Annotated in this window: 29 protein-coding genes and 1 riboswitch; of the genes, 6 read left to right on the forward strand and 23 right to left on the reverse strand. The window is 49.8% G+C overall.

Going from position 1 to position 21,705, the window contains the following annotated elements; translation table 11 throughout:
• Positions 1-149: 149 nt before the first annotated feature.
• The 4 genes from ACNA6I_RS14730 to ACNA6I_RS14745 all read right to left on the reverse strand — a co-directional run bounded on the left by ACNA6I_RS14730 (position 150) and on the right by ACNA6I_RS14745 (position 4,491).
• Positions 150-1,547, reverse strand: a complete 1,398-nt coding sequence (locus tag ACNA6I_RS14730; protein WP_416313686.1) for a DUF4179 domain-containing protein — start codon at positions 1,545-1,547, stop codon at positions 150-152.
• Positions 1,540-2,079, reverse strand: a complete 540-nt coding sequence (locus ACNA6I_RS14735) for a sigma-70 family RNA polymerase sigma factor (protein WP_416313687.1) — start codon at positions 2,077-2,079, stop codon at positions 1,540-1,542. The genes ACNA6I_RS14730 and ACNA6I_RS14735 overlap by 8 nt, the downstream gene beginning before the upstream one ends.
• Before the next feature lie 150 nt (positions 2,080-2,229).
• Positions 2,230-3,615 (reverse strand): 23S rRNA (uracil(1939)-C(5))-methyltransferase RlmD, encoded by a 1,386-nt coding sequence (rlmD, locus tag ACNA6I_RS14740; RefSeq protein ID WP_416313688.1) that lies wholly within the window; start codon positions 3,613-3,615, stop codon positions 2,230-2,232.
• Positions 3,616-3,630: 15 nt separating this feature from the next.
• Positions 3,631-4,491 (reverse strand): DNA-3-methyladenine glycosylase family protein, encoded by an 861-nt coding sequence (locus tag ACNA6I_RS14745; protein WP_416313689.1) that lies wholly within the window; start codon positions 4,489-4,491, stop codon positions 3,631-3,633.
• 136 nt (positions 4,492-4,627) lie between these two features.
• On the opposite strand from ACNA6I_RS14745, the gene ACNA6I_RS14750 reads away from it, so the two are divergent.
• Positions 4,628-4,825 carry a hypothetical protein gene (locus ACNA6I_RS14750; protein ID WP_048016059.1) on the forward strand — a complete coding sequence of 66 codons (198 nt, stop codon included), beginning with the start codon at positions 4,628-4,630 and terminating at the stop codon, positions 4,823-4,825.
• A gap of 33 nt (positions 4,826-4,858) precedes the next feature.
• On the opposite strand, the gene ACNA6I_RS14755 is transcribed toward ACNA6I_RS14750, so the two are convergent.
• From ACNA6I_RS14755 to ACNA6I_RS14765, 3 genes are read right to left on the reverse strand one after another with little or no spacing between them, the layout of a single operon-like run.
• The gene (locus tag ACNA6I_RS14755; RefSeq protein ID WP_416313690.1) at positions 4,859-5,191 is read right to left on the reverse strand and encodes a hypothetical protein; all 333 of its coding nucleotides are present in this window, start codon (positions 5,189-5,191) and stop codon (positions 4,859-4,861) included.
• Positions 5,192-5,497 carry a hypothetical protein gene (locus tag ACNA6I_RS14760; protein ID WP_148796971.1) on the reverse strand — a complete coding sequence of 102 codons (306 nt, stop codon included), beginning with the start codon at positions 5,495-5,497 and terminating at the stop codon, positions 5,192-5,194.
• Between the two features lie 2 nt (positions 5,498-5,499).
• Entirely contained in the window at positions 5,500-5,997 is a 498-nt protein-coding gene (locus tag ACNA6I_RS14765; RefSeq protein WP_048016062.1) for an NUDIX hydrolase, read from the reverse strand.
• A 124-nt stretch (positions 5,998-6,121) separates the two neighbouring features.
• On the opposite strand from ACNA6I_RS14765, the gene ACNA6I_RS14770 reads away from it, so the two are divergent.
• Positions 6,122-7,063, forward strand: coding sequence for a 3-oxoacyl-ACP synthase III family protein (locus ACNA6I_RS14770; RefSeq protein WP_416313691.1), 942 nt, complete (start codon positions 6,122-6,124; stop codon positions 7,061-7,063).
• On the opposite strand, the gene ACNA6I_RS14775 is transcribed toward ACNA6I_RS14770, so the two are convergent.
• Genes ACNA6I_RS14775 through ACNA6I_RS14785 form a run of 3 tightly spaced genes read right to left on the reverse strand, consistent with a single transcriptional unit; the run spans position 7,064 to position 8,424 of the window.
• Positions 7,064-7,468 (reverse strand): cytidine deaminase, encoded by a 405-nt coding sequence (locus tag ACNA6I_RS14775; protein WP_159129210.1) that lies wholly within the window; start codon positions 7,466-7,468, stop codon positions 7,064-7,066.
• A gap of 54 nt (positions 7,469-7,522) precedes the next feature.
• Positions 7,523-7,858: a hypothetical protein gene (locus ACNA6I_RS14780; protein ID WP_416313692.1), complete on the reverse strand. Its 336-nt coding sequence runs from the start codon at positions 7,856-7,858 to the stop codon at positions 7,523-7,525.
• A complete protein-coding gene (locus ACNA6I_RS14785; RefSeq protein WP_416313693.1) occupies positions 7,855-8,424 on the reverse strand; it encodes a GNAT family N-acetyltransferase in 570 nt (189 codons plus the stop codon). The genes ACNA6I_RS14780 and ACNA6I_RS14785 overlap by 4 nt, the downstream gene beginning before the upstream one ends.
• Before the next feature lie 153 nt (positions 8,425-8,577).
• Here ACNA6I_RS14785 and ACNA6I_RS14790 point away from each other — a divergent pair, with 153 nt between their 5' ends.
• Positions 8,578-10,017, forward strand: a complete 1,440-nt coding sequence (locus ACNA6I_RS14790) for an ATP-binding protein (RefSeq protein WP_416313694.1) — start codon at positions 8,578-8,580, stop codon at positions 10,015-10,017.
• A 517-nt stretch (positions 10,018-10,534) separates the two neighbouring features.
• Here ACNA6I_RS14790 and ACNA6I_RS14795 read toward each other — a convergent pair.
• The 4 genes from ACNA6I_RS14795 to ACNA6I_RS14810 form a co-directional block, all read right to left on the reverse strand.
• Entirely contained in the window at positions 10,535-10,951 is a 417-nt protein-coding gene (locus ACNA6I_RS14795; protein ID WP_367259056.1) for a hypothetical protein, read from the reverse strand.
• Positions 10,952-10,978: 27 nt separating this feature from the next.
• The gene (locus ACNA6I_RS14800; RefSeq protein WP_416313695.1) at positions 10,979-12,145 is read right to left on the reverse strand and encodes a M20 metallopeptidase family protein; all 1,167 of its coding nucleotides are present in this window, start codon (positions 12,143-12,145) and stop codon (positions 10,979-10,981) included.
• A gap of 57 nt (positions 12,146-12,202) precedes the next feature.
• Positions 12,203-12,299: riboswitch (SAM riboswitch) on the reverse strand.
• 11 nt (positions 12,300-12,310) lie between these two features.
• Positions 12,311-13,150 carry a DUF2785 domain-containing protein gene (locus ACNA6I_RS14805; RefSeq protein WP_416313696.1) on the reverse strand — a complete coding sequence of 280 codons (840 nt, stop codon included), beginning with the start codon at positions 13,148-13,150 and terminating at the stop codon, positions 12,311-12,313.
• Positions 13,151-13,324: 174 nt separating this feature from the next.
• Positions 13,325-13,783 carry a DUF523 domain-containing protein gene (locus tag ACNA6I_RS14810; RefSeq protein WP_048012295.1) on the reverse strand — a complete coding sequence of 153 codons (459 nt, stop codon included), beginning with the start codon at positions 13,781-13,783 and terminating at the stop codon, positions 13,325-13,327.
• Positions 13,784-13,993: 210 nt separating this feature from the next.
• On the opposite strand from ACNA6I_RS14810, the gene ACNA6I_RS14815 reads away from it, so the two are divergent.
• Positions 13,994-15,169 (forward strand): iron-containing alcohol dehydrogenase, encoded by a 1,176-nt coding sequence (locus ACNA6I_RS14815; RefSeq protein ID WP_416313697.1) that lies wholly within the window; start codon positions 13,994-13,996, stop codon positions 15,167-15,169.
• A gap of 40 nt (positions 15,170-15,209) precedes the next feature.
• Here ACNA6I_RS14815 and ACNA6I_RS14820 read toward each other — a convergent pair whose 3' ends face one another.
• The 6 genes from ACNA6I_RS14820 to ACNA6I_RS14845 form a co-directional block, all read right to left on the reverse strand.
• A complete protein-coding gene (locus tag ACNA6I_RS14820) occupies positions 15,210-15,620 on the reverse strand; it encodes a DUF4181 domain-containing protein (RefSeq protein WP_048012293.1) in 411 nt (136 codons plus the stop codon).
• 202 nt (positions 15,621-15,822) lie between these two features.
• Positions 15,823-16,230 (reverse strand): DUF4181 domain-containing protein, encoded by a 408-nt coding sequence (locus ACNA6I_RS14825; RefSeq protein ID WP_416313698.1) that lies wholly within the window; start codon positions 16,228-16,230, stop codon positions 15,823-15,825.
• Positions 16,231-16,270: 40 nt separating this feature from the next.
• On the reverse strand, positions 16,271-16,666 hold the full coding sequence (locus tag ACNA6I_RS14830) for a DUF4181 domain-containing protein (protein ID WP_416313699.1): 396 nt from the start codon (positions 16,664-16,666) through the stop codon (positions 16,271-16,273).
• A gap of 12 nt (positions 16,667-16,678) precedes the next feature.
• Positions 16,679-17,071 carry a DUF4181 domain-containing protein gene (locus tag ACNA6I_RS14835; RefSeq protein WP_416313700.1) on the reverse strand — a complete coding sequence of 131 codons (393 nt, stop codon included), beginning with the start codon at positions 17,069-17,071 and terminating at the stop codon, positions 16,679-16,681.
• 11 nt (positions 17,072-17,082) lie between these two features.
• A complete protein-coding gene (locus ACNA6I_RS14840; RefSeq protein WP_187427178.1) occupies positions 17,083-17,229 on the reverse strand; it encodes a hypothetical protein in 147 nt (48 codons plus the stop codon).
• Positions 17,229-17,663, reverse strand: a complete 435-nt coding sequence (locus ACNA6I_RS14845; protein WP_048006910.1) for an Lrp/AsnC family transcriptional regulator — start codon at positions 17,661-17,663, stop codon at positions 17,229-17,231. Before ACNA6I_RS14845 ends, ACNA6I_RS14840 begins: the two co-directional genes overlap by 1 nt.
• A 151-nt stretch (positions 17,664-17,814) precedes the next feature.
• Between ACNA6I_RS14845 and ACNA6I_RS14850 the strand changes: the two genes are divergently transcribed.
• A complete protein-coding gene (locus tag ACNA6I_RS14850) occupies positions 17,815-18,540 on the forward strand; it encodes an isochorismatase family protein (protein ID WP_082824347.1) in 726 nt (241 codons plus the stop codon).
• On the opposite strand, the gene ACNA6I_RS14855 is transcribed toward ACNA6I_RS14850, so the two are convergent.
• Together ACNA6I_RS14855 and ACNA6I_RS14860 are read right to left on the reverse strand one after the other, a co-directional pair.
• Complete coding sequence (locus ACNA6I_RS14855; RefSeq protein ID WP_416313701.1) at positions 18,485-18,982, reverse strand: GNAT family N-acetyltransferase; 498 nt, start codon at positions 18,980-18,982, stop codon at positions 18,485-18,487. The genes ACNA6I_RS14850 and ACNA6I_RS14855 overlap by 56 nt on opposite strands.
• Positions 18,945-19,379, reverse strand: coding sequence for an HIT family protein (locus ACNA6I_RS14860; protein WP_159129196.1), 435 nt, complete (start codon positions 19,377-19,379; stop codon positions 18,945-18,947). Before ACNA6I_RS14860 ends, ACNA6I_RS14855 begins: the two co-directional genes overlap by 38 nt.
• 122 nt (positions 19,380-19,501) lie before the next feature.
• Here ACNA6I_RS14860 and ACNA6I_RS14865 point away from each other — a divergent pair, with 122 nt between their 5' ends.
• On the forward strand, positions 19,502-20,419 hold the full coding sequence (locus ACNA6I_RS14865) for a hypothetical protein (RefSeq protein ID WP_416313702.1): 918 nt from the start codon (positions 19,502-19,504) through the stop codon (positions 20,417-20,419).
• 38 nt (positions 20,420-20,457) lie between these two features.
• Here ACNA6I_RS14865 and ACNA6I_RS14870 read toward each other — a convergent pair whose 3' ends face one another.
• Positions 20,458-21,384: a 1,4-dihydroxy-2-naphthoate polyprenyltransferase gene (locus tag ACNA6I_RS14870; RefSeq protein ID WP_048006906.1), complete on the reverse strand. Its 927-nt coding sequence runs from the start codon at positions 21,382-21,384 to the stop codon at positions 20,458-20,460.
• Between the last annotated feature and the right edge of the window lie 321 nt (positions 21,385-21,705).

Below are 21,705 nucleotides of genomic sequence, written 5' to 3' on the forward strand. Positions count from 1 at the left end.
TAGCTAAAGATATTTTCCATCCACCATATTCGGATTTCCTCTTTGGGATTTTAATCCATTTTACCATTAGGATCAGAAATTTCAATCAAATCTATAAATCAAATAAACAGAAAAAGGGTGCGCCGTCTTCAATGGCACACCCCTGGAATTTAGTTGTTCACGCTAATATCAAAAGGCTTCAACTCTTTAGCCGAAACAAAACTGGAGAAATCAAACTGAAGGACCGTATTCTCCAGTGTAAAATCCTTGAACGGCTCTTCTCCATCCAACTCAAATGTGGATTGGAAGTGGACGGTCTCCCCATCGATCATTTTCACTGTGTTCTTGCGGATGCTGTTATGTTTAGGCGGTACAGGATTGTCAGGATCAATCTTATCAAGATAATCCTGATCCACTAACAGCAGCTCATATTGAAGATTGTTTTCCAGCAGTTCAAGTCGGTCTTTGCTCAAGTCTGCAGGAAGACCGAGCAGCTGATAATCCAAGATCACCTGATTACCGCGCTCTGTTATTTCGTTCACCTGCAGCTTCAGCCCAAGACGTTCACTCTCGAGTGTGAAGCCGTCTTGATCCAGCAGCTGCTCCACCTTCGGATCGGCTACATCCACCTGAGGATAGAACGTAAGGGACTCGATTGCCGAAGCCGGTTTCGTCATCTCCACGCGAAGCGTCCGGTGGTACCCGTCTTCTTCCTGGGACTCGCTCAGTACGGTCGGATTGCCGAAACCGTATACCTTACCGTCTTCATCCCTTGCCTTTTTAATCCGCACATCATCGTCTTTATATTTCTGAACCGTTTCATATACAAGGGACGAACTCGCCTTGCCCGTCAGGATTTCTTTCAGATGGAAGGTGACGCCATCCTGTTTGGACTCATGACTCTGGTCAAGTGCCGTCCGCGTAATCTCCTCCTGCTGAAGAGGCACGTCGAACGTCCACTCTCCTTTGACGCCATTGATGGAATGGATCGTGACGGGAAGAATCTCATTCTCGTCGATGGTTTCGTACGGATAGTTCATCTTCCACTGGAAGTCATACCCGCCCTTCACTTTCTTGACGGTACTGGAACGATCGCTCAACCACGCATCACGATCCCCCTGCCCGTCACCGTAGTTGACATCAAAGCTCACTTCCCCGGGCTCATTCTGCCCCTTCTCCACGCCATCATCCACAAATCCCGTAATCGATACCGCTACACCGTCAAAATAGGCGCTAGTCAGCTTCACTGTTACCCCGTTCTTCGTCATCGACTGATCAAGCTCCGTCACGGCCTGCTGATGAGCAAGTTCCATTCCAGTTTTATCATTGAACTGCTGGAAGATCCCCCCGATGAGCGGCGCACTGGCCAACACGCTATTCATCGTCGGATTCACGAACCCGGATCCCAGTGTGATCCCCACAAGAGCCACTGCAGCCGTCAACCCGGTCGCTACCTTTCGCTTCTTCTTTGGCCGGGCTTGGTTCAACCCTTCCGAAATGGCACTGAACACCTTCTCCTTCGGCACCGGAATCTGATCAATCGCTGATTTCACCTGCTTGTTATCCATGGCACTTGACCTCCTCATCCTGATAGAACTTCTTCAGTTCTGCTCGGCCCCTGCTCAGATTCGTCTTCACCGTATTCTCCGGAATGTCCATCATCTCGCTGATCAACTTGATCGGGTAATCGTGATAATAGAAAAGAATGATAGCTGTTCGATAACCCTCTCGTAAATGACCGATCGCATCAAGAAGCTGTTCGGACTCTTCAAGATCTGGGTCTGCGTGACCCGGCAGATTGGATAGAATCTCATCACTCAACGGAACCACTTTCTTCTTCCGCCGATGCAGATCACCGGCACACCGGATGACGATCCTCGTGAACCAGGTAAGGAAATACTCCGGCTGCTTCAAGGAATGAATCGACGTAAACGCCTTGAATGACGCCTCCTGCACCGCATCCAGCGCATCCTCTTCATTATTCACATACAAAAACGCCGTCCGGTAAATCCGTTCATAATGCTGCTGAAGCAGCCTCTCAAAGGCAGCCTTATTACCCTTGATCGCCTTCTTGACCAGCCGCTGGTCTTTTGCATCCATCTGGTTTGCCCCCTTTATACTTATTAGTGGGATGGTTGGGGGAGGAAAGTTTCAGGTTGGGGGAGTTTTTATTTATACGATATCATTTACGGGTTGAATTGGAGTAAAAAAATAACAAGAACCGGTTTGGGTTCTTGTTATTTAAAAAAGTTATTTTAATGTTAGTTTTGCTACTACCTCAACATGCGCCGTCTGCGGGAACATATCAACCGGCTGCAAATACTCAACGCGATAGTCACGCTTCAAATAGTCGATGTCCTTCGCAAGAGTAGACGGATTACACGACACATACACAAATCGCTTCGGTTTGACTTCCTTGATGGTATCAAGGAATTTGCGGTCGCAGCCGACCCTTGGGGGGTCGACGACGACGACGTCGGGGCGCCAGCCTTCTTGTTTCCATTTGGGCATTAGGTCTTCAGCGCTGCCCACGTAGTAGTCGGCGTGGTTAACGCGTGAGGCTTTGGCGTTCTTTTTGGCGTCGTCGATTCCTTCTTTGATGACGTCCATGCCGCGGATTTCTTTGGCGCCGTCTGCGAGCCAGAGGCCGATGGTGCCGACGCCGCAGTATGCATCGACGACTTTTTCGTTGCCGGTGAGGGCTGCGGCTTTCTTGGCTTCGCCGTAAAGCTTGCTCGTCTGGATCGGGTTGAGCTGGAAGAAGGCGCGGGCTGAGAGTTCATACGTGAACTCGTCCAGGCGTTCTTTGATGCTATCCTTACCTTGAAGGTTGATCGTCTGATCTCCGAAGATCAGGGACGTCTTCTTCGGATTGATATTTTGGACGATGGAGACGACTTCCGGCAGGCGCTTGCTGATTTCTTGGACGAGGAGATCCTTTTGCGGGACCTTCTTTTCTGTGGTAACAAGTACGACCTGAACCTGTCCCGTTTCGAATCCTACGCGTGTGACGATCGTCTTGATGATCTGGCGCTTCTGCTTTTCGTCATAGACGGGGATCTTGAAATCATTGATGATGCGGATGATTTCCGTTGTGACCTTATTCGTCAGCGGATGCTGAACGATGCACTCGTCGATGTCGATGAGCTTGTTGGAATTCATGCTGTAGAGGCCGGCGATGGCTTTGCCGTTTTGGGTGCCGACCTGGAACTGGCTTTTGTTGCGGTAGTGCCACGGATTATCCATCCCGATTGTCGGGCGGATATCGAGCTCATCGAGATTGAGCTTCGTGTAGCGCTCGAGGGACTGGATCAGGATATCGCGTTTGGCGTCCAGCTGTCCTTGATATTCAAGGTGCTGAAGCTGGCATCCACCGCACTGTTCATAGACTGGGCATGGTGCTTTCGTTCTCTGGGGTGACGCTTTGCGGATCTTTTTCACGCGGGCTTCGGTGAATTTCGGATGGACCTTGGTGACTTCCACCACAACTTCTTCGCCTGGCAGGGCACCGGGTACGAAGACGATCTTCCGTTTAAAGAAGCCGACCCCTTCCCCGTTGATCCCGATTCGTTTTATGGTCAGAGGAAACTGCTGTTTCAACTCGATGCGTACTTGGTTTGACTGTTGTTTATTCATCTATTCACGTCCGTTCTACTCAATACTTCTCCACAGATACAGGGAGGCATAGCTCAGGTAAGGGTCCCATGCGGCGCTCATGCGTTCCATTTCCTCGCGCGTCGGCTTCTGTTCCATCCCGAACAGCTTCTTGATGGCGTTCTGGATGCCGATATCCGCCATGGGGAACAGATTCGGCCGCCCGAGTCCAAAGAGGAGGAAGCTCTGGGCGGTCCACGGTCCGATGCCGCGGATCTTCGTAAGCTCCTTGATGATCACTTCATCGGACTCGCGGGCAAGTTCTTCGAGGTTGAGCTCACCGCTTGCCACCTTCTCCCCGACGCCGATCACATACTCCGCCTTCCGCTGGGAAAATTGGAGCTCCCGCAGTTCGTCCACGGTGAGGGTCGCGATCTTCTCCGGTGACGGATAGAACCAGACGCCGTCTTTCTCGGTCCCGTAGCGGGTAACGAAACGGTGGGTCAGGGTGAAGGCGAACTTCAGGTTGAGCTGCTGATGGATGATGCTCTTCACGATGGTGGCAAATGGGTTGAAATCAAGGACGATCGGCGTACCGACATGCTCCTCGAAGATCGGCTTCAGATCCGTTGCGAGAAAGTGGGCTTGGATCTCATGAAGTCCCGTGTGCCACTGGAAGATGCGGGCGATATGGGCCTGTTTTTCTTCCGATTTGTCGTCTTGCTCGAATGATAGGACGAACGCAGGCTCATCCTTTGTCCCAACGCCTTTGACCGTGATGACTTCCCCTGTCGGATAATACGGGACCTTTACAAGTCTCGCCTCTCGATCCACGGCATGGAGCGGGTCGATGGACAACCGCTCCAGCACGCGGTCGAAGTCATACGGCCCCGGTACCTCGATCCTCGTTTCACTCATTTGCCTCCCCCTTTCTACATATGCGTATTATAGCACACACCAGTATCCCCTCGCCTGCTCTGTGAAATACCTCTCAATCCCCACCTAAATTCATGTTATACTGTCAAACATAGGAATCTAGCAAGGAGGTCATCGCGTGAAGAAATCAACCTGGATCCTCGCTGTCGGTATCAGCGCCCTCATCATCCTGTCAGGATCTTTCCGAATCTACCAGATCAAAGAAAACTCCAAGCAAAATCAGAAAAAAGCAGCCGAATGCGTAGACGGAGGCGGTACCGTCCTTCTCTATGAAGGCTCCATCTTCTCCCTCAGCTCCGTGTCTTGTGAACAGTAAAAGGATCGCCCCATGGACGGGGCGATCCTTTTGTTATGATGTTTTCTTCAGTTGATGGGCATATTTCAAGGAAAAGCTGACGATCGCGATGATCCACGCAACGATGGCCAACCCGACCGGAACATAGGTCAGCGTGCGGATAAGGCTTTCCGGCATGAAATACGTTTCGCCCTGCGGCATGAAGAAGCTCGCAATCTCAACGTTGTACATACCGGCTGTCATGAGTGCGACACCGGCGAACCCCGACCAAATTGACAGGGGATACGGCTTGATTGTTTTCATGAACCGTGAAGCACTGTCGTTGACCTTCTCTGACAAGATCTTTTCCCCTGGTGGATAAGTGGTGCCGTCTTTCTTTCCACTCATCTAGTTATCTCCTTTTTTCAGCTGATGGGCATACTGGACGGTGCAGGTCGATATGGCAAGCAGGATACAAGCTAAGCCAAGGACCGATGGGATGTATGTATTGGTCAACAGGAAGCCCGCTCCCGGTAATGGTGAGGTGAACAGGGAATTCGCTATTTCAACTCCGTTTATGCTGATGATCAAGAGGAAAATTCCAATCAGAGCGCTCCAGATGGAAAAGCGATACGGCTTTAAGCGGATCATTGCTCCCTCGTTTTCGTCTTGGAGTACCTTTTCCTCAAGTTCTACCCGAACATCTTTCTCCATTTTCATCTCCCTTTCTCTATTTTTCTCCATGCAAGATCCAATATATCCTGATGCAACGGCATCCACCCTTTATAATGATCCGGTGCCTTCGCAGGTTCCATGAAAAGGCGCGCACCTGACTCATGCTCCCCTTCAAACGGATGGATGTTCGTGACATCCATGACGAAATACACCTGATAGCCGATCTTTGGATACGGTCCGTCTTCGGTCCATGAGTCGTTCTCACTATGATCCACCGTGATGTGACCGAGCATCGTGCAGTCGCCTTCCACATATCCTTCTTCCATGGCTTCACGCCTGAAGCATTCTTCCGGCGTCTCCCCCGCTTCCAAATGCCCTCCGGGAATATCCCACCCTCTTGAATGGAGATTAACGAGAAGCAGCTTCCCTTCGTAAAAGCAGAACCCGTGGGCGCTTGTAATGCGTTCGGGATCCGGCAAGGCATCCGATTCTGTCCATGACAGCTTGATCCGCGCACCGCCCCATGTGACATATGTCATAGCACGCCCCCCTTTCATTCTTTCTACTTATACTAATTCCATATTATTCTTTTAAATTCCTTTTTATCCCTTAAATTATGCTAGGATGAATATGTAGGAAAAACTCATGAAATGGGGAATGTGTATGATGGTCAACACGGGAATCCTAGGGATCGGTGTCGATATTCCCGACCGCGTGGTGAATAATGAAGAACTCGGTGCCCGCTTTGGCATGAAAGCCTCGGACATCGAACGAAAGACCGGCATCATCGAGCGCCGCTACCTAAGCAAGGAAGAAACGCTCACAGAGCTGTGCGAGCGGGCCGGGAAACGGGCCATTGAGAACGCCGGCGTCAATGCAGAAGAGATCGACCTTGTCATCATCGCCACGAATACCCACGACACCCATATCACCGCCGCCCTCGTCCAGGACCGGATCGGTGCCAGGAAATGCGCCGGACTCGACCTTCACTCGGGATGTTCAAGCTTCATCACAGGGCTCGCCACCGCCGTTCAGTTCGTGAAGACCGGCATGTATAAGAAATCACTCGTCGTCGCCGTGGACAAGTGCTCCTCCCTCCTCAATCCCGATGACTATAAAACCTCCCTTATCTTCGGGGACGGCGCTGCCGCCGTCATCGTAGGAGAAGTCCCGGAAGGCAGAGGGATCCTCGGCATCACCATGCAGATGGACGGAAGCGGCGGTCACCACCTCCACTTAGACGAGAACAAACATATCAAGATGAACGGCCGGGCCGTCTTCGATTTCGCCGTCGAGAAGTTCCCGGAAGCCGTGAACGAAATCCTTGCCCAGACTGGCCACACCTTAGACGACGTCCACTTCATCATCCCGCACCAGTCCAATCTCCGCATCATCGAAACGAGCATCGCGTCCCTCGGCTACCCGATGGAACAAGTCCACACTCACACGATCCGCTACTACGGCAATTCATCCGCACCCACGATTCCCATAGGACTTCACAAGGAAGTCACCGAAGGCAAAATAAAAGACGGCGACCTCGTCATCCTCGTCGGCTACGGAGCCGGACTCGGATGGGGGGCCGTCGCCATTCGCTGGGGGAGTTGATCACTCCCCGCGATACGCCTGATACCAATGATACGGCTGGATCTCATCCAGTCGCTTGAACTCTACATGCCCGTCTGCCGTATAGATCCCGGCCTTCACCTGGGGTCCCCAGTAAAACAAACGCTCCTGGCATACCCCGCATGGAGTCAGGATCTGATACGGTGCATGCTCATCCTCACGGGCCACACAGATCGTATGCGTCACCTCATCGGCAAACTTATGCGCTTCTAGGATTGCGCCCGTCTCCATGCAAAGCTCCGTCGACGCATTGATCACCTCAGGAGCCACGCTCGTCAACAAGCGCCCGCCCTTCGTCATCATCGCCGCTGCCCCGCCCCATCCGGTCGGGTAGCGGGTGTTGATGAGGTCGATGGCTGCTTCGTATAGTTGTTGTTCGGTTGTCATGATGGTAGCTCCTTTTCTCTTGGTGGTTTTTTAAGTCGATTGACTTCATTATTTTTATCCCAGAAGGACCCTCGCCCTTTCGTTCAAATCATTCAGGTAAAAGATGACCTCATCCAAGTATTTCTCCTCATCGTTATCTTCCACGATGATGATTTTCCTTGTGCCTTCCACCTCGAATAGCACTTCGATTTTAGTTGGAAAGAGACGGCAGTGCATCTCACCGAGTTTTGAGGATTGCTCCCTGTGAACCGGGTAATGGATCGCAAAGCTTTTTTGATTTTGAGTTGAGGTTGTTCGCGTAATGGTGAGATAGACTTTGAAATCCCTCACGTATCTCATCGTCACAAGCCGATCGATGTCCTCCCACATGGCGGCGATGGTCTCATTCATAAGCCGCGAAACTCTTCCCTCAAAATCGAATACTGCTTCAAATCCATCTGCGTCCCCTTCAGATTAATCGCCTGCCGCAGCGTCCCTTCATACGTCATGCCGAGCTTCTGCATCACCCGCTCCGACCCGATGTTTTCCGGGAAGCATCTAGCCTGGATGCGAAGGAGATCCATATGCTCGAATCCAAACTTTAAGAGTTGCCGGGCTGCTTCCGTCATATACCCTTTCCCCCAATAGGGGCGGCCGATGGTATAGCCGAGCTCTGCTGTACGATGTCGCTCGCTCCATGACACAAAATCAATTGTCCCGATGAATTTTCCGTTCTCTTTGCACTCGATCCCCCACGGCGACACGTCCTCATTCCGGTACGCCTCCAGCGCATAATCAATGAATTGTCGCGTATCTTCAAGGGTCTGATGGGTATCCCACAGCACGTACTTCGTCACCTCGGGGTCAGATGCATACCGGAACATGTCATCAAGATCGGTCGCTGCGATCTTCCTGAGGAGCAGTCGCTCCGTTTCGAAGATGGGCGGGTTGCTGTAGATGGATTGGATTGTGGTCATGGGTTTTCCTCCTTTTTGATTTACATTAGCATGTTTTCTTGTTCACGAACAAGAAATTTATGGAATTTATATCTTATTTTCATATGTATAGTTTTGTATAATAAAGGTTAGCTAGAACCATCTGAAACACTTCTAAAAAGGGGGAAAAGAGATATGAAAAAATTCGATCTGAATATTGAAAAAGTACTCGAACATTGGACAATCCCTCATGCTTTAAGAGAAATTATTGCTAACGCCCTAGACGAGGCTATCCTTAGTAACTCCAAACAACCCAAAGTATTCAAGGATCACAATGGGACTTGGCACATTCAAGATTACGGAAGGGGTTTAAAATATGAGCACTTAACTCAAAATGAGAACGTTGAAAAAACCGAAAATCCAGATAGGGTTATTGGAAAATTCGGGGTAGGATTGAAGGATGCATTAGCCACATTTGATAGAAGAAATATTGAAGTTCTTATTCAATCCAAATTCTGTGATATAACAATTGAAAAACACATTAAAGGAGATTTCAAAGATGTAATCACACTTCACGCTATTGTAAGTGAACCATCTCACCATGATATGGTGGGAACTGATTTTGCATTTAAGGGGTTATCCGATCAAGACATAAAAGATGCTAAAGATTTTTTCTTACTTTACTCAGGAGAAAAAGTCCTAGAAGAAACAAAATACGGCCAGCTAGTAGAAAATAAACAAGAACGTTCTAGAATATACGTAAATGGCATTTGTGTGGCAGAAGAAGATAATTTCCTTTTTTCTTATAACATTACATCTACCACAAAAAAACTTAGACAATCTTTAAATCGTGAGCGAACAAATGTTGGGAGAAACGCGTATTCAGATCGCCTAAAGTCAATTTTGCTCGAGTGTAAAAGCAATAAGTTTGCAAAGAGATTAGTAGATGATCTCCAAACTATTCAAAGTGGAAATGCTCATGATGAGTTACAGTGGATTGATGTCCAATTACACGCTTGCAAAATACTTAATAGTCAGGAAAAAGTTTTATTCCTAACAGCCTATGATTTATTGGATGGAGGCAAATACTTAAAATACGCTAAAGATGAGGGTTTAAAAATCATTACTGTACCTGATACTCTTGCAGAAAAACTCCAAACCACTACAGACTTAAAAGGGGAACAATTTAGGAACCTTGAAGTTTATGCTCAAGAATGGAATGAACAATTTGAATTCAAGATTATTCCTTATAAACAATTAACAAGTAAAGAAAGAGAAATTCTTAAACACAAAGAAATTATTGAGAGTTGGTTTTCAACACGCAAAAGTCCTGTTAAGGAAGTTGTCATATCCGAAACCATGAGACCGGATCAGTACACAGGAGGGGACGCCTTAGGATTATGGGAACCATCTAGTAAAAGGATAATTATTAAACGAAGCCAACTTAAGAGCCTGGAATCTTTTTCAGGTACTCTCGTGCATGAGTACATCCACGCTTACACTAAAACAGATGACAATACAATTGAATTTGAAAATGAATTAACTAATATCATCGGTAGGCTTTCAATAAAAGTCTTTGAGCAACCTACTCCAATGACATTAAAAGATAAAGTAAAAGGATTATTTGTTAAGTAATTACTATAATAATTTTATATTTTTCACTAAATATTTTTTAGACGATTCCAACGTTTATAGCTAGGGGGATCGTCTTTACTATGGCTTTCATACCTTTTTCATGGTCAAAATCCCTTCATGTTAGGTGGTTTTGGTTCTGGACGGGTCTTGTGTGGTCACATTTTCGGGAAAACAGGATGAAATGGCATACTTTCTTCATTTTTTAATTCCTTATATATCCAATTATATCATTCCACCACCATTTTCTACCGACTTTTAAACTTTTTCTATCAACTTTAAGAAATTTATTATCAACTTTCGAGATTTTACTTCCAACTTTTTTTGGACAGATTTTTTTATTTTCAACTCTAGCTTTTTACATTCAACTCTGGAACGTTACTCCCGACTCTCGACGTTTATTACCAACTCCCGCGCCTGCCCCCTGTCCAACACACCACAAACCGCCACCCATCTTCCAAACAAAAAAAGCCCCGGCCGCTTCATAAAAAAATGAAGCACCGGAACCGTCACCATGCACCTATTCGATATACGTCACTCTGGCCACATACCCATCATCCACTTCTTCCGCCTTCAGCACCCAGTTGCTTGAGAGCAGCTTCTTCAGCTGAATCAGCTCTTCCACGCTGAGGTGCAGCCCTTCAATCCCGTTGTCCAAGTCGGTAAACGGCTTGCGGAATTTCATGCGAAGAAGGTTACGAAGGCCGTTGTAGGTGACGAATTTGATCTGGTAGCCATCATTCAGGATGCTTTCCAGCGCGTCCCGATCCTCGGCGAGTTTAAGCAAAGCATCGAAGTTCCCTTCTGGATCGGCTTCCAACAGTCGCGTTGTATCTCCACTTGCTGCGGCCGCAAGCAGTACCTCGTTGGTGATGCCTTTTTCGCGGAGCGATTCGATGGCGTAGGCGTCCATCATCGTGATTTTGTAGGTTGTCATCTATGTATCTCCTATTCTACTGTTAAGTTAAAAAACGTAGTGCTCGGCCAGTTTGATGAAGGCTTTGCCCGTGTGAACGAGTGCGCGTTCGTCGATGTCGAAGCGCGGGTGGTGATGGGAGTACTGGGTTGCCAGGTCATCCGTCCGGGATCCGACTCGGAAGAAGGTACCAGGCTTTTCCTGAAGGTAATAGGCGAAGTCTTCAGCGCCCATGGTCGGCTCTGACTCGGCCACAGGTCCAAGATCAGCGAAGAGGCGACGGGCAATTTCCGTTTCCTCCGGATGGTTATAGAGGGCCGGGTAGCCACGCAGATAGTCGATGCTGTGCGTCGCCTTGAATCCGGATGTGATGCCGGCGACAATCGAATGGATCTCTTCCTGGACCTGGTCGCGCACTTCGCCTTCGAACGTACGCACTGTGCCTTCGATGGTGACGTTGTCGGGGATGACGTTGAAGGCGGTGCCGGCTTTGAAGATGCCGATGGTGACGACGGCGGATTTCAGGGGATCGACCTTCCTGCTCACGATCTGCTGGAGGGCGTTGACGACGGTCGTGCCGATCACGAGTGGATCGATCGTCGTGTGCGGCCTTGCGCCGTGACCTCCGAGGCCATTGATGTGAATGGCGAACTTATCGACGGCTGCCATGCGGAAGCCTTCTCCGACGCCGTAAGACCCGAGTGGCAAATCCGATGCAAGATGGGCTCCGAATACGTGGTCCACTCCTTCAAGCACGCCTTCTTCAACCATGAATTTGGCTCCGCCCGGCGGGGTTTCTTCTGCCGGCTGGAAGAGGAAGATGAGTGTGCCGTTGAGGGCTTGTCCATATTGACTCAGCACCTTGGCAACAGACAACAGGGCGGACGTATGCCCGTCATGGCCACATGCGTGCATCACCCCGGGATTCTTGGATTTGTACGGTGCATCTTTTTCATCCGTGATCGGCAAGGCATCGAAGTCGGCCCGGAAGGCGATCGTCTTACCCGGCTTCGCCCCGCGGAGGGTACCGGTGATGCCGTTGCCGCCGATACCGGTCTTCACCTCAAGGCCGAACTCACGCAGCTTCCCTTCGATGAAGCGGGCGGTTTCGGTTTCCTGGAAGGATAGCTCCGGATTTTCGTGGAGATGCCTCCTCCAGCTTCGTGTTTCTTCAAAGTTTCCTTCAAGTTCTGTATACATCTCTTGTCTCGTCATGCTCTTCCTCCTTCTCTTCATAAAAAAAGACCTCTCCAAGAGGCCTCTTTCATCAGCCTCTTATCGTTCAGACGCACTGTCTGCTGGATTTGGCACCGTGGATCCGGTTGCCGAGGCTTCATGGGGCCAGTCCCTCCGCCTCTCTTCATAAGAGCATTGCACTATTCAGTTGAGTTCTTTCAGGACCCGGTCGATCGCATCCCTCAGCTTTGAAAGGGTCGGGTAGACTTCCAGTTTCATATAGAAGGTTTTTGAGAAGGTCTTCACATTGAAAAACAGGGTCCAGTAGGCCTCTTCCTCAAGTTCGGCTTTCTGCTTCTCAAGCATTTCCGGAAGTTTTTCCACCAGCGTTATGACTTCCCTCTCGTCCATCCCCTGCCAGATCATCTGGAGGATCGGGACGACGAGCCGTTCATCTTCATCATGGATATAGGCATGGTGTGACACCAACACCTTTTCCCATAGTGCTTTCAGCAGGACCGGGAACATATCCTGATCCACTTTCGGGTTCAGCACGAGCTCATCCACCATATCGGCTGCGTGGGCGACGCTGTGTGCCCATCCCTTTTCCTCGACGAAGCCGCGCACGTCCTGTTCCTGCTCCAGGTACTCCACCGTGATATCGGCTGCTTCCTGGATCTTATCCTCTGATAAGAAATCGGCCTCTTTGTCCCGTCCAAGGACGAGTGCCATGAGGAGGGTCGTGAAGGCGCGCGTGAAGACGGAATCCGTCCCTTCCTCACCGATCCCCTTCATAAGAAGATGATCCATGGAAAGGTCGAGGAGATCCTTCAGGACTTCGGTATGGAGTCTGTCTTCCTCAATGATCAATCGGTAAAAGGTGGTGTAAATCAATTTGTCTCGGAGTACGGGATCCGGTGTCCCGATATGCTCCACCATGGCCAGTAGTACGTCCAGTTGTTTCCCTTCTTCGACATCCCCTTGTTGCAGGAGTGACTTCAACTCCGCTTCAGGTAAGAAGGTTTGACCTGTTACATCGCTCATTCGATTCTCTTGCCCCTTTGTGATTGTATTGCAGTCGAAGGACTGTTCTCTCTCTACTTATCTTTCCATACAATACCCAGGACATGTTCCGTTGAAACTGTTCCGCGTCTGTATGTGCCATTACTATTATTCATCGGCTAATCATCACAGGTGTTTAGCAGAACGATGGAAAATTCACACAAATTCATTCACAGCATCCTCTTCCGACCAAACCTTGATTCCATTCCTTTTTAAAAGTGCGGTCGTAACACCTTCCCCCGGGATCTTCTCTCCGGAAAAATCCCCATTGTAGATCATGGAGCTGCCACAGGAAGGACTGTTTTCCTTCAAGACGATGTCCGTCGCCCCCATCTTCCGGCAGATGGCGAGGGTCTCGATTGCTCCGGCAATATAATGCTCCGTCACATCCGCTCCGGAACGGTCCACGACACGCGCCGTACCATCCAGTACGTCCTCACCAGTGCCACCTTGGATCTCGGCAGGCTCACGCGGGGTTTGGAATCCACCCAGAATCTCAGGGCAGACCGTGACGGCCTTACCCGACCTGACCATCTCTCCGATCACGTCTTCGAGGCAATCCGTTCCGTTGTACCGTACCTTCATGCCTGCGAGACATGCGCTTACCACCAGCATGCCTGAACGCCCCCTTATGAACAACTATTCAATTCTTATTATTTCAAATTTTCAACCTTTGTACAACAAAAATAAAACTTTTGCCAATATCAGTCATAATGTCTCATGATGGGTGCGGAATCGACATGCCCCTTCACTTGCTAAACCTTCCGACCCGCGTTATACTTGCACCTTTGATTCTTTAACGACAACTCAGAGGAGGATGACAATATGGAAAACTTTATGTACCATAATCCAACGAAACTGATCTTCGGGAAAGATCAGGTCAATGCATTGACGGACTTGATCCCCCAGTACGGAAAGAACGTCCTGCTTGTATACGGAGGCGGAAGCATCAAGCGCAACGGCCTGTATGATCAGGTGCTGGACATCTTGAAGAACCTTGACGTGAACGTTTCCGAGCTTGCAGGGGTCGAACCGAACCCGCGTCTATCCACGGTCAGGATAGGGATCGACATCTGCCGTGAGGACAACATCGACTTCATGCTCGCTGTCGGCGGAGGCAGCGTCATTGACTGCACGAAAGCCATCGCTGCGGGTGCAAAGTATGACGGCGACGTCTGGGACATCATCAATAAGCAGGTCATCGCTCAGGATGCCCTTCCGTTCGGGACCGTGCTGACCCTTGCCGCAACCGGATCTGAAATGAACCCGGACTCTGTCATCACAAACTGGGAGACGAACGAGAAGTATGTATGGGGCAGCCCTGTCGTGACTCACCCTGCCTTCTCCATCCTTGATCCGGTCAATACGATGTCGGTTCCACGCGACCAGACGATCTATGGCATGGTGGACATGATGAGCCACGTGTTCGAACAGTACTTCCACAATGTAGCGAACACGCCGCTCCAGGACAATCTATGCTATTCGGTCCTTCAGACTGTGATCGAAACAGCGCCGAAACTCCTTGACGACCTCGAGAGCTACGAGAACCGCGAAACGATCCTGTACTCAGGTACCATCGCCCTGAACGGTACCCTTCAAATGGGCTACTTCGGCGACTGGGCGTCCCATACGATCGAGCACGCCGTCTCGGCTGTATATGACATCCCTCATGCCGGCGGACTGGCAATCCTGTTCCCGAACTGGATGCGCCACGTCATCGACCATGATCCGGTCCGCATGAAGCGCCTCATGCTCAGCATGTTCGATATCGAGACGGAAGGACGCAGCGACAAAGATATCGCCCTTGAAGGTGTCGAGAAACTGAGCGCGTTCTGGACCAGCCTCGGAGCACCATCCCGACTCGCCGACTACAACATCGGTGACGACCGCCTCGACGAAATCGCCGGCATCGCCGCCCGCGAAATGGAGTACGGAGGCTTCGGTAACTTCAAGAAACTCGGAAAAGAAGACATCCTCTCCATCCTGAAGGCTTCCCTATAAAACAACGAAAGCCCTGTCCTCGTGTGGACAGGGCTTTTTGTCAGGAAATCCAGAAAAAATCCGTGACGTACAGGATCATCATGAAGGATAGCAAATACGCTACGCTCAGCAGTACGCGGATATATTCCTTTCGTTGCTCGGAATACTTCCATTCCATATACGCGCGACACAACTCAGGAATCGTAATGCCCGCAAAAATCGCAAACAGCAGCACGAACCATAACGACTCATCACCGCCCCGAAGGATCATCACCCATATGAACGAGGACATGAGAATACCCAAGCTGACCCAGCACATTATCCTATGCCATTTCCAGTGCGTCTCGTTGTAAAAAGTGGGAAACTTCCTCCGATTCTCGAGATGGAGCCATTTCCCCAGCGCCCACTGTAACACCATGTACAGCGCCGCAAATACGAACAACACGAGCAGTACCAAAGCCATACTCGCCATCGAACAGCCTCCTTGATCAACACATGATGAGCTCAACCAAGAAGCATCCTACCAAAATGGATGAGCAGTGAAACTCCATCCATGTATATTCGCCTGCCCCTTGCCTCGCCACGGCACCCGTCAAATTAGCCGAGACCCGTTATGGCTCAAGGTTGATGAACGGTATTGAAAAAGAGTACATGTCCGACAGCTTCCATAGCCTTCATACCAGCCCGAAGAGGTTGGTGACGTAACTTATGAACAGGAATACCAGTACATACCCTGTTGATGCCAGCACCCGGATATATTCCCTTCGCTGCTCTGAGTATTTCCATTCCATATAGGCTCTGCATAGCTCTTGAAGGATCACCCCACTACCGAGCGTGAGAAAATGGACGTTCCAATAGGACCCAATGAAGCCATTATCCATAACCCACAAGTAACCCACTACAATAATCAACGCAGATACCAAACGCATCCTCACATCCCACTTTTTATGCGTTTCATTATGATAGGTCCGGTAATGCCGCCTCTTACCAAGATGAAGCCATTTTCCCAACGCCCATTGCAGAAGATAATACACCCCTAAAAACACTCCCAATATGACGATAAGCCAGATCCATGTAGTCATATCTTTCCCCTTCTCCCTTTGATGGATCGTTCTTCACGATCTAGCGAACCGCCCAGTAAAAGTTCGTGGCGAATGCCGTGATAAAGAATACTACCATATAGCTCATGGTAATGATCATACGGATATACTCTTTACTCCCATCAGAATATTTCCATTCCCAGTACACCCGTAATGTGTTCTGAAGGATGATACAGACGATGAAGACGTAAGGCAGCACATCTCGCATCATCCCACCATCCACAGACATCATAAAACTGATCAGAATGATGAACATCAACACACCACTTGTTTTGATTTCCCAATCCTTATGCTGTTCGTTGTGATACCCCTTCTTCTTTTTTTCAATCTTAAGCCATTTACCCAATACCCATTCCAAAAGGATATAAGTTGCTATGAATACGCCAAGGACAATGAGCATCCTTGTACCGTTTTCCATTTGTAACACTCCTTACATGAAGCTTGTAGATAGAACCGTAAAGAAAAAGGTCAGGCCGAGAGCCATATACCCTGTTTCGATCAGTGCCCGTACGTATTCGTTGCGCTTCTCGGAATACCTCCAATCCATAAACGCCTGGAACAACTCTTGAAAAAGAAGGCCGATTACCGATGAAATATACACGTACATAGGACTGAAATCGTGATAATAACAGACACCCAATAGGATCAACAACAGGACGAGTAACATCACTCTGACTCGCTTATCCCATCGACGATGGTTTTCATTATGATGTTCGCGCGTCCGCTTACCTAGACGCAACTTCCTTCTCAGGATCTTTGACAGAATAATTGAGCCTATAAAGTACAGTGCGATAAACGCAACAAAAAACAGTATTCCGTTCATTCTCTCTCCTCCTACCCCAGAAAAACCCCTATAGCCGTTGCAGCCAGCAGGCTCACAAACACCGACACGCCCCAGTCCACTCCCCGTCGCATGTTGAGCAGCATATTCAACGTCCCACTTATGGCAAAACAAATGACAAATCCGAGTAGAAATGCCATCACACTTCACCGACCGTAAGCGGCTTCCCGGGAACTGGGGATGACAGATTCATCATCGTATAGGGCTCGCCGTATTCCATGGCAGCATCGATGAAATCTTCGAGTTCTGCATTGGTTCCCGTGACCAGCTTCACGAGGTAACTGTATTCCCCTGTAAGCCGGTGGCATTCCATCACATCGGCGTGCTCCCTGCAAAAGGAGCGGAACGCTTTGCAGCGATGGGTCTTCATAAGGATGAACGCCTTGACGGTCTTGCCTACCCGGTCAGGATCGACCTTTGCATGATATCCCGTGATGACGCCCTGCTCCTCAAGGCGCATCACCCTCTCCTTCACCGCCGGTACCGACAGCGACACCCGCCTACCGAGTTCGGTCATCGACAGCCGCCCGTCCTGCTGCAGTTCTTCCATGATCTGACGATTGATTTCGTCCATGATTCGATCCCACCTTATCTTTTAAGTCCGATCGCCACTTCTTCCGTCGTTTTTACGGCGTTCCGACGTATTTTCCTTCATGATAGCATAGTTCCGCCTATCTTTTTCCAATAAACTGAATACTAGAATCAAAGAAAAGGAGTGATGGAACATGGAACATTGTTTAGCGTGTGAGAAGAAGATCGATGAGGGAGCTTACCATTGCTCCCATGACTGCACATTTTGCAGCGAATGTGCGGATAGCTTCAAAAGCGTCTGTCCGAACTGCGGTGGAACGCTGGTGCCGAAGGTGAAGCGTGCCCTGCTCCTTATCGATGTGCAGCAGGCGTTCCTCCACCCGCAGTGGGGACCGCGGAATAACCCCCATGCGGAGGAAGAGATGCTGTTTGTTTTGAATGAATGGAGGCGCCTCGGCTGGGAGGTCATCCACATCCGGCACCGGTCGCTTCATCCGGAGTCCATTTTCCATTCTTCGAAGGAAGGCTTCCGCTTTAAAGAAGGCTTCGACCCGATCCCCGGTGAGACCGTGCTCGAGAAGGGTGTGAACAGTGCCTTCATCGGAACGGGACTTGAGGAACACCTTAGTCACCTCGGAATCACAGAAGTGGTGATCGCCGGCTTGACGACACCACACTGCATCTCCACGTCGGCAAGGATGAGCGGCAATCTTGGATTCACGACCTTCGTGCTATCCGATGCAACGGCTGCCTTCGATCTTGTCGATCCCGAGGGCCGCACCCTGGATGCCACCCTCGTTCACGACGTATCCCTCGCCACCCTTCACGGTGAGTTTGCCACCGTAGTAAAGACAACCGATTATGTTAGAGCTCTTTTTCCAGACAATAGTGGGGCTTCCCTCCAATGTCCACTTCCTTAAAGGAGTGAAAGCCCTTCTTCATCCAAAATGCCAGTCCCGCCTCGTTCGAAGCGTGGACGGCCAAACGGAGGCGGCTCCTGCCGCTTCTCCCGACAAGCGCTTCCAATTCCCCGTACGCTTCATGGGCGACCCCCGTCCCCTGATGGGCACGGTGGACGACGAAGAGGCTGATCCAAGCTTGTGAATCGGACGGATTCTGGAGGCAATAATCAATGACCGCCACGTATCGGCGGTCTTTTTTCACCAGAAGGCGCCTCACTCCCCGGCGTTCGCATTCCTGGAACTCTGATTCCACTTCATCAAACCCGATTGTTTCCCGGTCCCTGGCCAGAAAATTGAAGGCGGGATTGGAATTCATGATCTCCACCTCGGCCTTCATCTTCTTCCGCATCCGACTGTTCGGCTCAAACTCGAGCATGCTGCTCCATCTCTTTGATGACACGGATCAGCTTCTGGGCAGCCTGAGCAAGATCCTCTTCTTGCGCCGGCTCTCCCTCCTCAGAGAAGAACTCGGCAAAATCCTGTCCTTCAAAACGAGGGATCACATGCATATGATAATGGTCGAGGTCGTTGAATCCCCCGCCGTTTTGGATGATCGTGATGCCATCAGGATTGAACGCCGCCTTCACGACCTTAGATAGGAAGCGTGATGCCTCCATGATGTCGATGGCAATCCTCGGATCAAGCTCCTCGACTTCTGTAGCATGCTGCTTAGGGAGAATCAGAACATGCCCCGGATTGAATGGCATATAGTCAAGGATGCATGTAAGGGTGGCTGTTTCGTACACCACATGGACGTTCTCTTGTTTCTTGGCCAATCTGCAGCCTATACAATTCATGGTCGTTCACTCCTTTTTAGGTTTATTTTACCATATGAGTGGAATAAGACTCTAGGATAGATTTGTACTCAAGTGAAACCAGCGTGTATGTTCACCCGTATCGATTACGAGAGGTGTTTAGCATGGACCTGCAAAAATATGAACATGATCCCGTTTTTATATTCCATAAGTCGTGGTGGACCGATGAAGGATATGTGCAAAGGGGCTTGGATCGTGAAACCAATGAAAAAATTGAGCGTCTGGTTCCCTTCAGTGATATAAAAGAAGTCCTGATTGGGCCAGCCTGGATCAGGATGCACGCGAGATCAAGGGATAGTTCGGGAAAGAAAAAAAATCTGTACAGGCAAGGACTTCGACTGGTATTCAGAGTGGAAAGCAACGGGGATATTACCTACCTTTCCTTTCTGTCGGAAACCAAAAAAGACGTTGACTCCTGGATCCAACGTATACATACTCACGCTATTCCAGCTTATGTGACCGATCTTGACCTGCATGATGCGAAACGGGAGGATTTCGACTTTCATTATGAATCGATTATCCGGCAACCCCTTCATGAGGCTGGCCTTGATTTCCCCGAACGGGTTGATATGAAAAATGAAGAATTCGCACCGCCTCAATGGAAACCCGATTCTTTTTACAAACGAAAGGAGCGGGAGGAAGAGCGATCCATGGACAGGATGAAGAAAGTCCGCCTTATCGTCTTCATCGGTACATTCCTGACGGCTCTGATCTGGCTTCCTCACTGGCGACTTGATGAGGACGTGAATTCCATGTTTCTTGTGCTTGGCATCCTGGCCCTTTTATTCCCGACCTATCTGCACAATGCCTGGAAGCCTGTTCAATCGCTCCTTGATACGGTGATGGTCGGGGTGGCCTTATTTGGAGGACTGACGACGGCGAATCTGTACACCCCCATCACGGCAGCGCACTATTCCAGTATATGGACGACCCTCCTGATCTTCGCGGTCTTTCATAACGGCGCTTTCTTCCTGAGCCGTTTCGGGAATAAAAGGGCAATCCGCCCCAGCAGAAAACGATAAACCAAAAAGACGACCCCACATTGGAGTCGTCTTTTTGTTCATCGGACGATGAAGTAATTGATGAATAGTGCCACTGACAGCAGCAATCCGAAGAATGTGTTCGTCTGGGCGGTCGCTTTCATGGCAAGTCCCGAATGGGCAGGTCCGCCTTTTCCGAGGAAGGATTTAATGGCTTGGACCGGTTTCGGGATGCTCAGGAAGACGAGCAGGACCCATGGGCTGACGGTGCCGGCGATGATGAGGCCGATCAGCCACGCATAGGAGACGAAGAACGAGAAGCCGAGGAAATAGACGGCTTTTTTGTGACCCATGAGGATCGCAAGCGTCTTCCGTCCACCGATCGTGTCTTCTTCAATATCCCGGATATTGTTGGACAGGTTGATGGCCCCGACCAGGATCGCGATCGGGATCGAGATCAGGATCGTCGTCTGATCGACGGTTCCTGTCTGGATGAAGAATGCGATCAGGACGAAGGCTGCTCCCATGCTGACGCCTGAGAACAGCTCACCGAATGGCGTGTAGGCAATCGGCAGCGGGCCTCCTGTATATAGGTAGCCGATGAGCATCCCGCCGATTCCGATGGCGGCAAGCCACCAGCTGCTGTTGGCGCAGATATAGATTCCGGCAAGGACAGCCAGCGTATAGCAGGTAAGGGCCATCTGAAGGACCGTCCTCGGCTTCATGCCGTGGCGGACGATGGCGCCCCCGATTCCGACAGAGTCTTCCGTGTCGAGCCCACGCTTGAAATCGTAATATTCATTGAATAAGTTCGTGGCAATCTGCAGGCACAGACACGCAAAAAGCATCGCAAGGAACATCCAGACGCTGATGTTCGTCTCGTACATGGCGGAAACAGTTCCGATGAATACCGGGACGAAGGATGCAGTCAGGGTGTGGGGACGGGTCAGCTGCCAAAGAATGCTGGCTTTGCTGGGCGTCTCTATCGTTTGGTGCGATTGTTTCATCTAATCATCCTTTCATGCAAGGTTAAATATACTGCTGTTGGACCCGATTTGTCCATGCGCATGCTTCAGCATGGCAAATAGAAGTTCGCGCCTCATGCGTGACTCCTGGTTCAGGCCTCATTCAGTTATATTTCTCCTTCTCTTCTTATCTTAATCTCTCCGTGGTGCTTTCACAAGAGCTCAAAGACAAGTAGAAGGCAGGAATTCGACCTTTTTTTCAATCCCCGAAATCCGGGTGATTGAAGAATTCGGTAAAAAGGCGTATAATGGAGAGGATTTAGTACCTGGTCATAATATATGGTGTAAACACAATTCATGAAA

The sequence above is a fragment of the Rossellomorea sp. FS2 genome, from assembly GCF_047915635.1.
GTDB classification, from domain to species: domain Bacteria; phylum Bacillota; class Bacilli; order Bacillales; family Bacillaceae_B; genus Rossellomorea; species Rossellomorea marisflavi_A.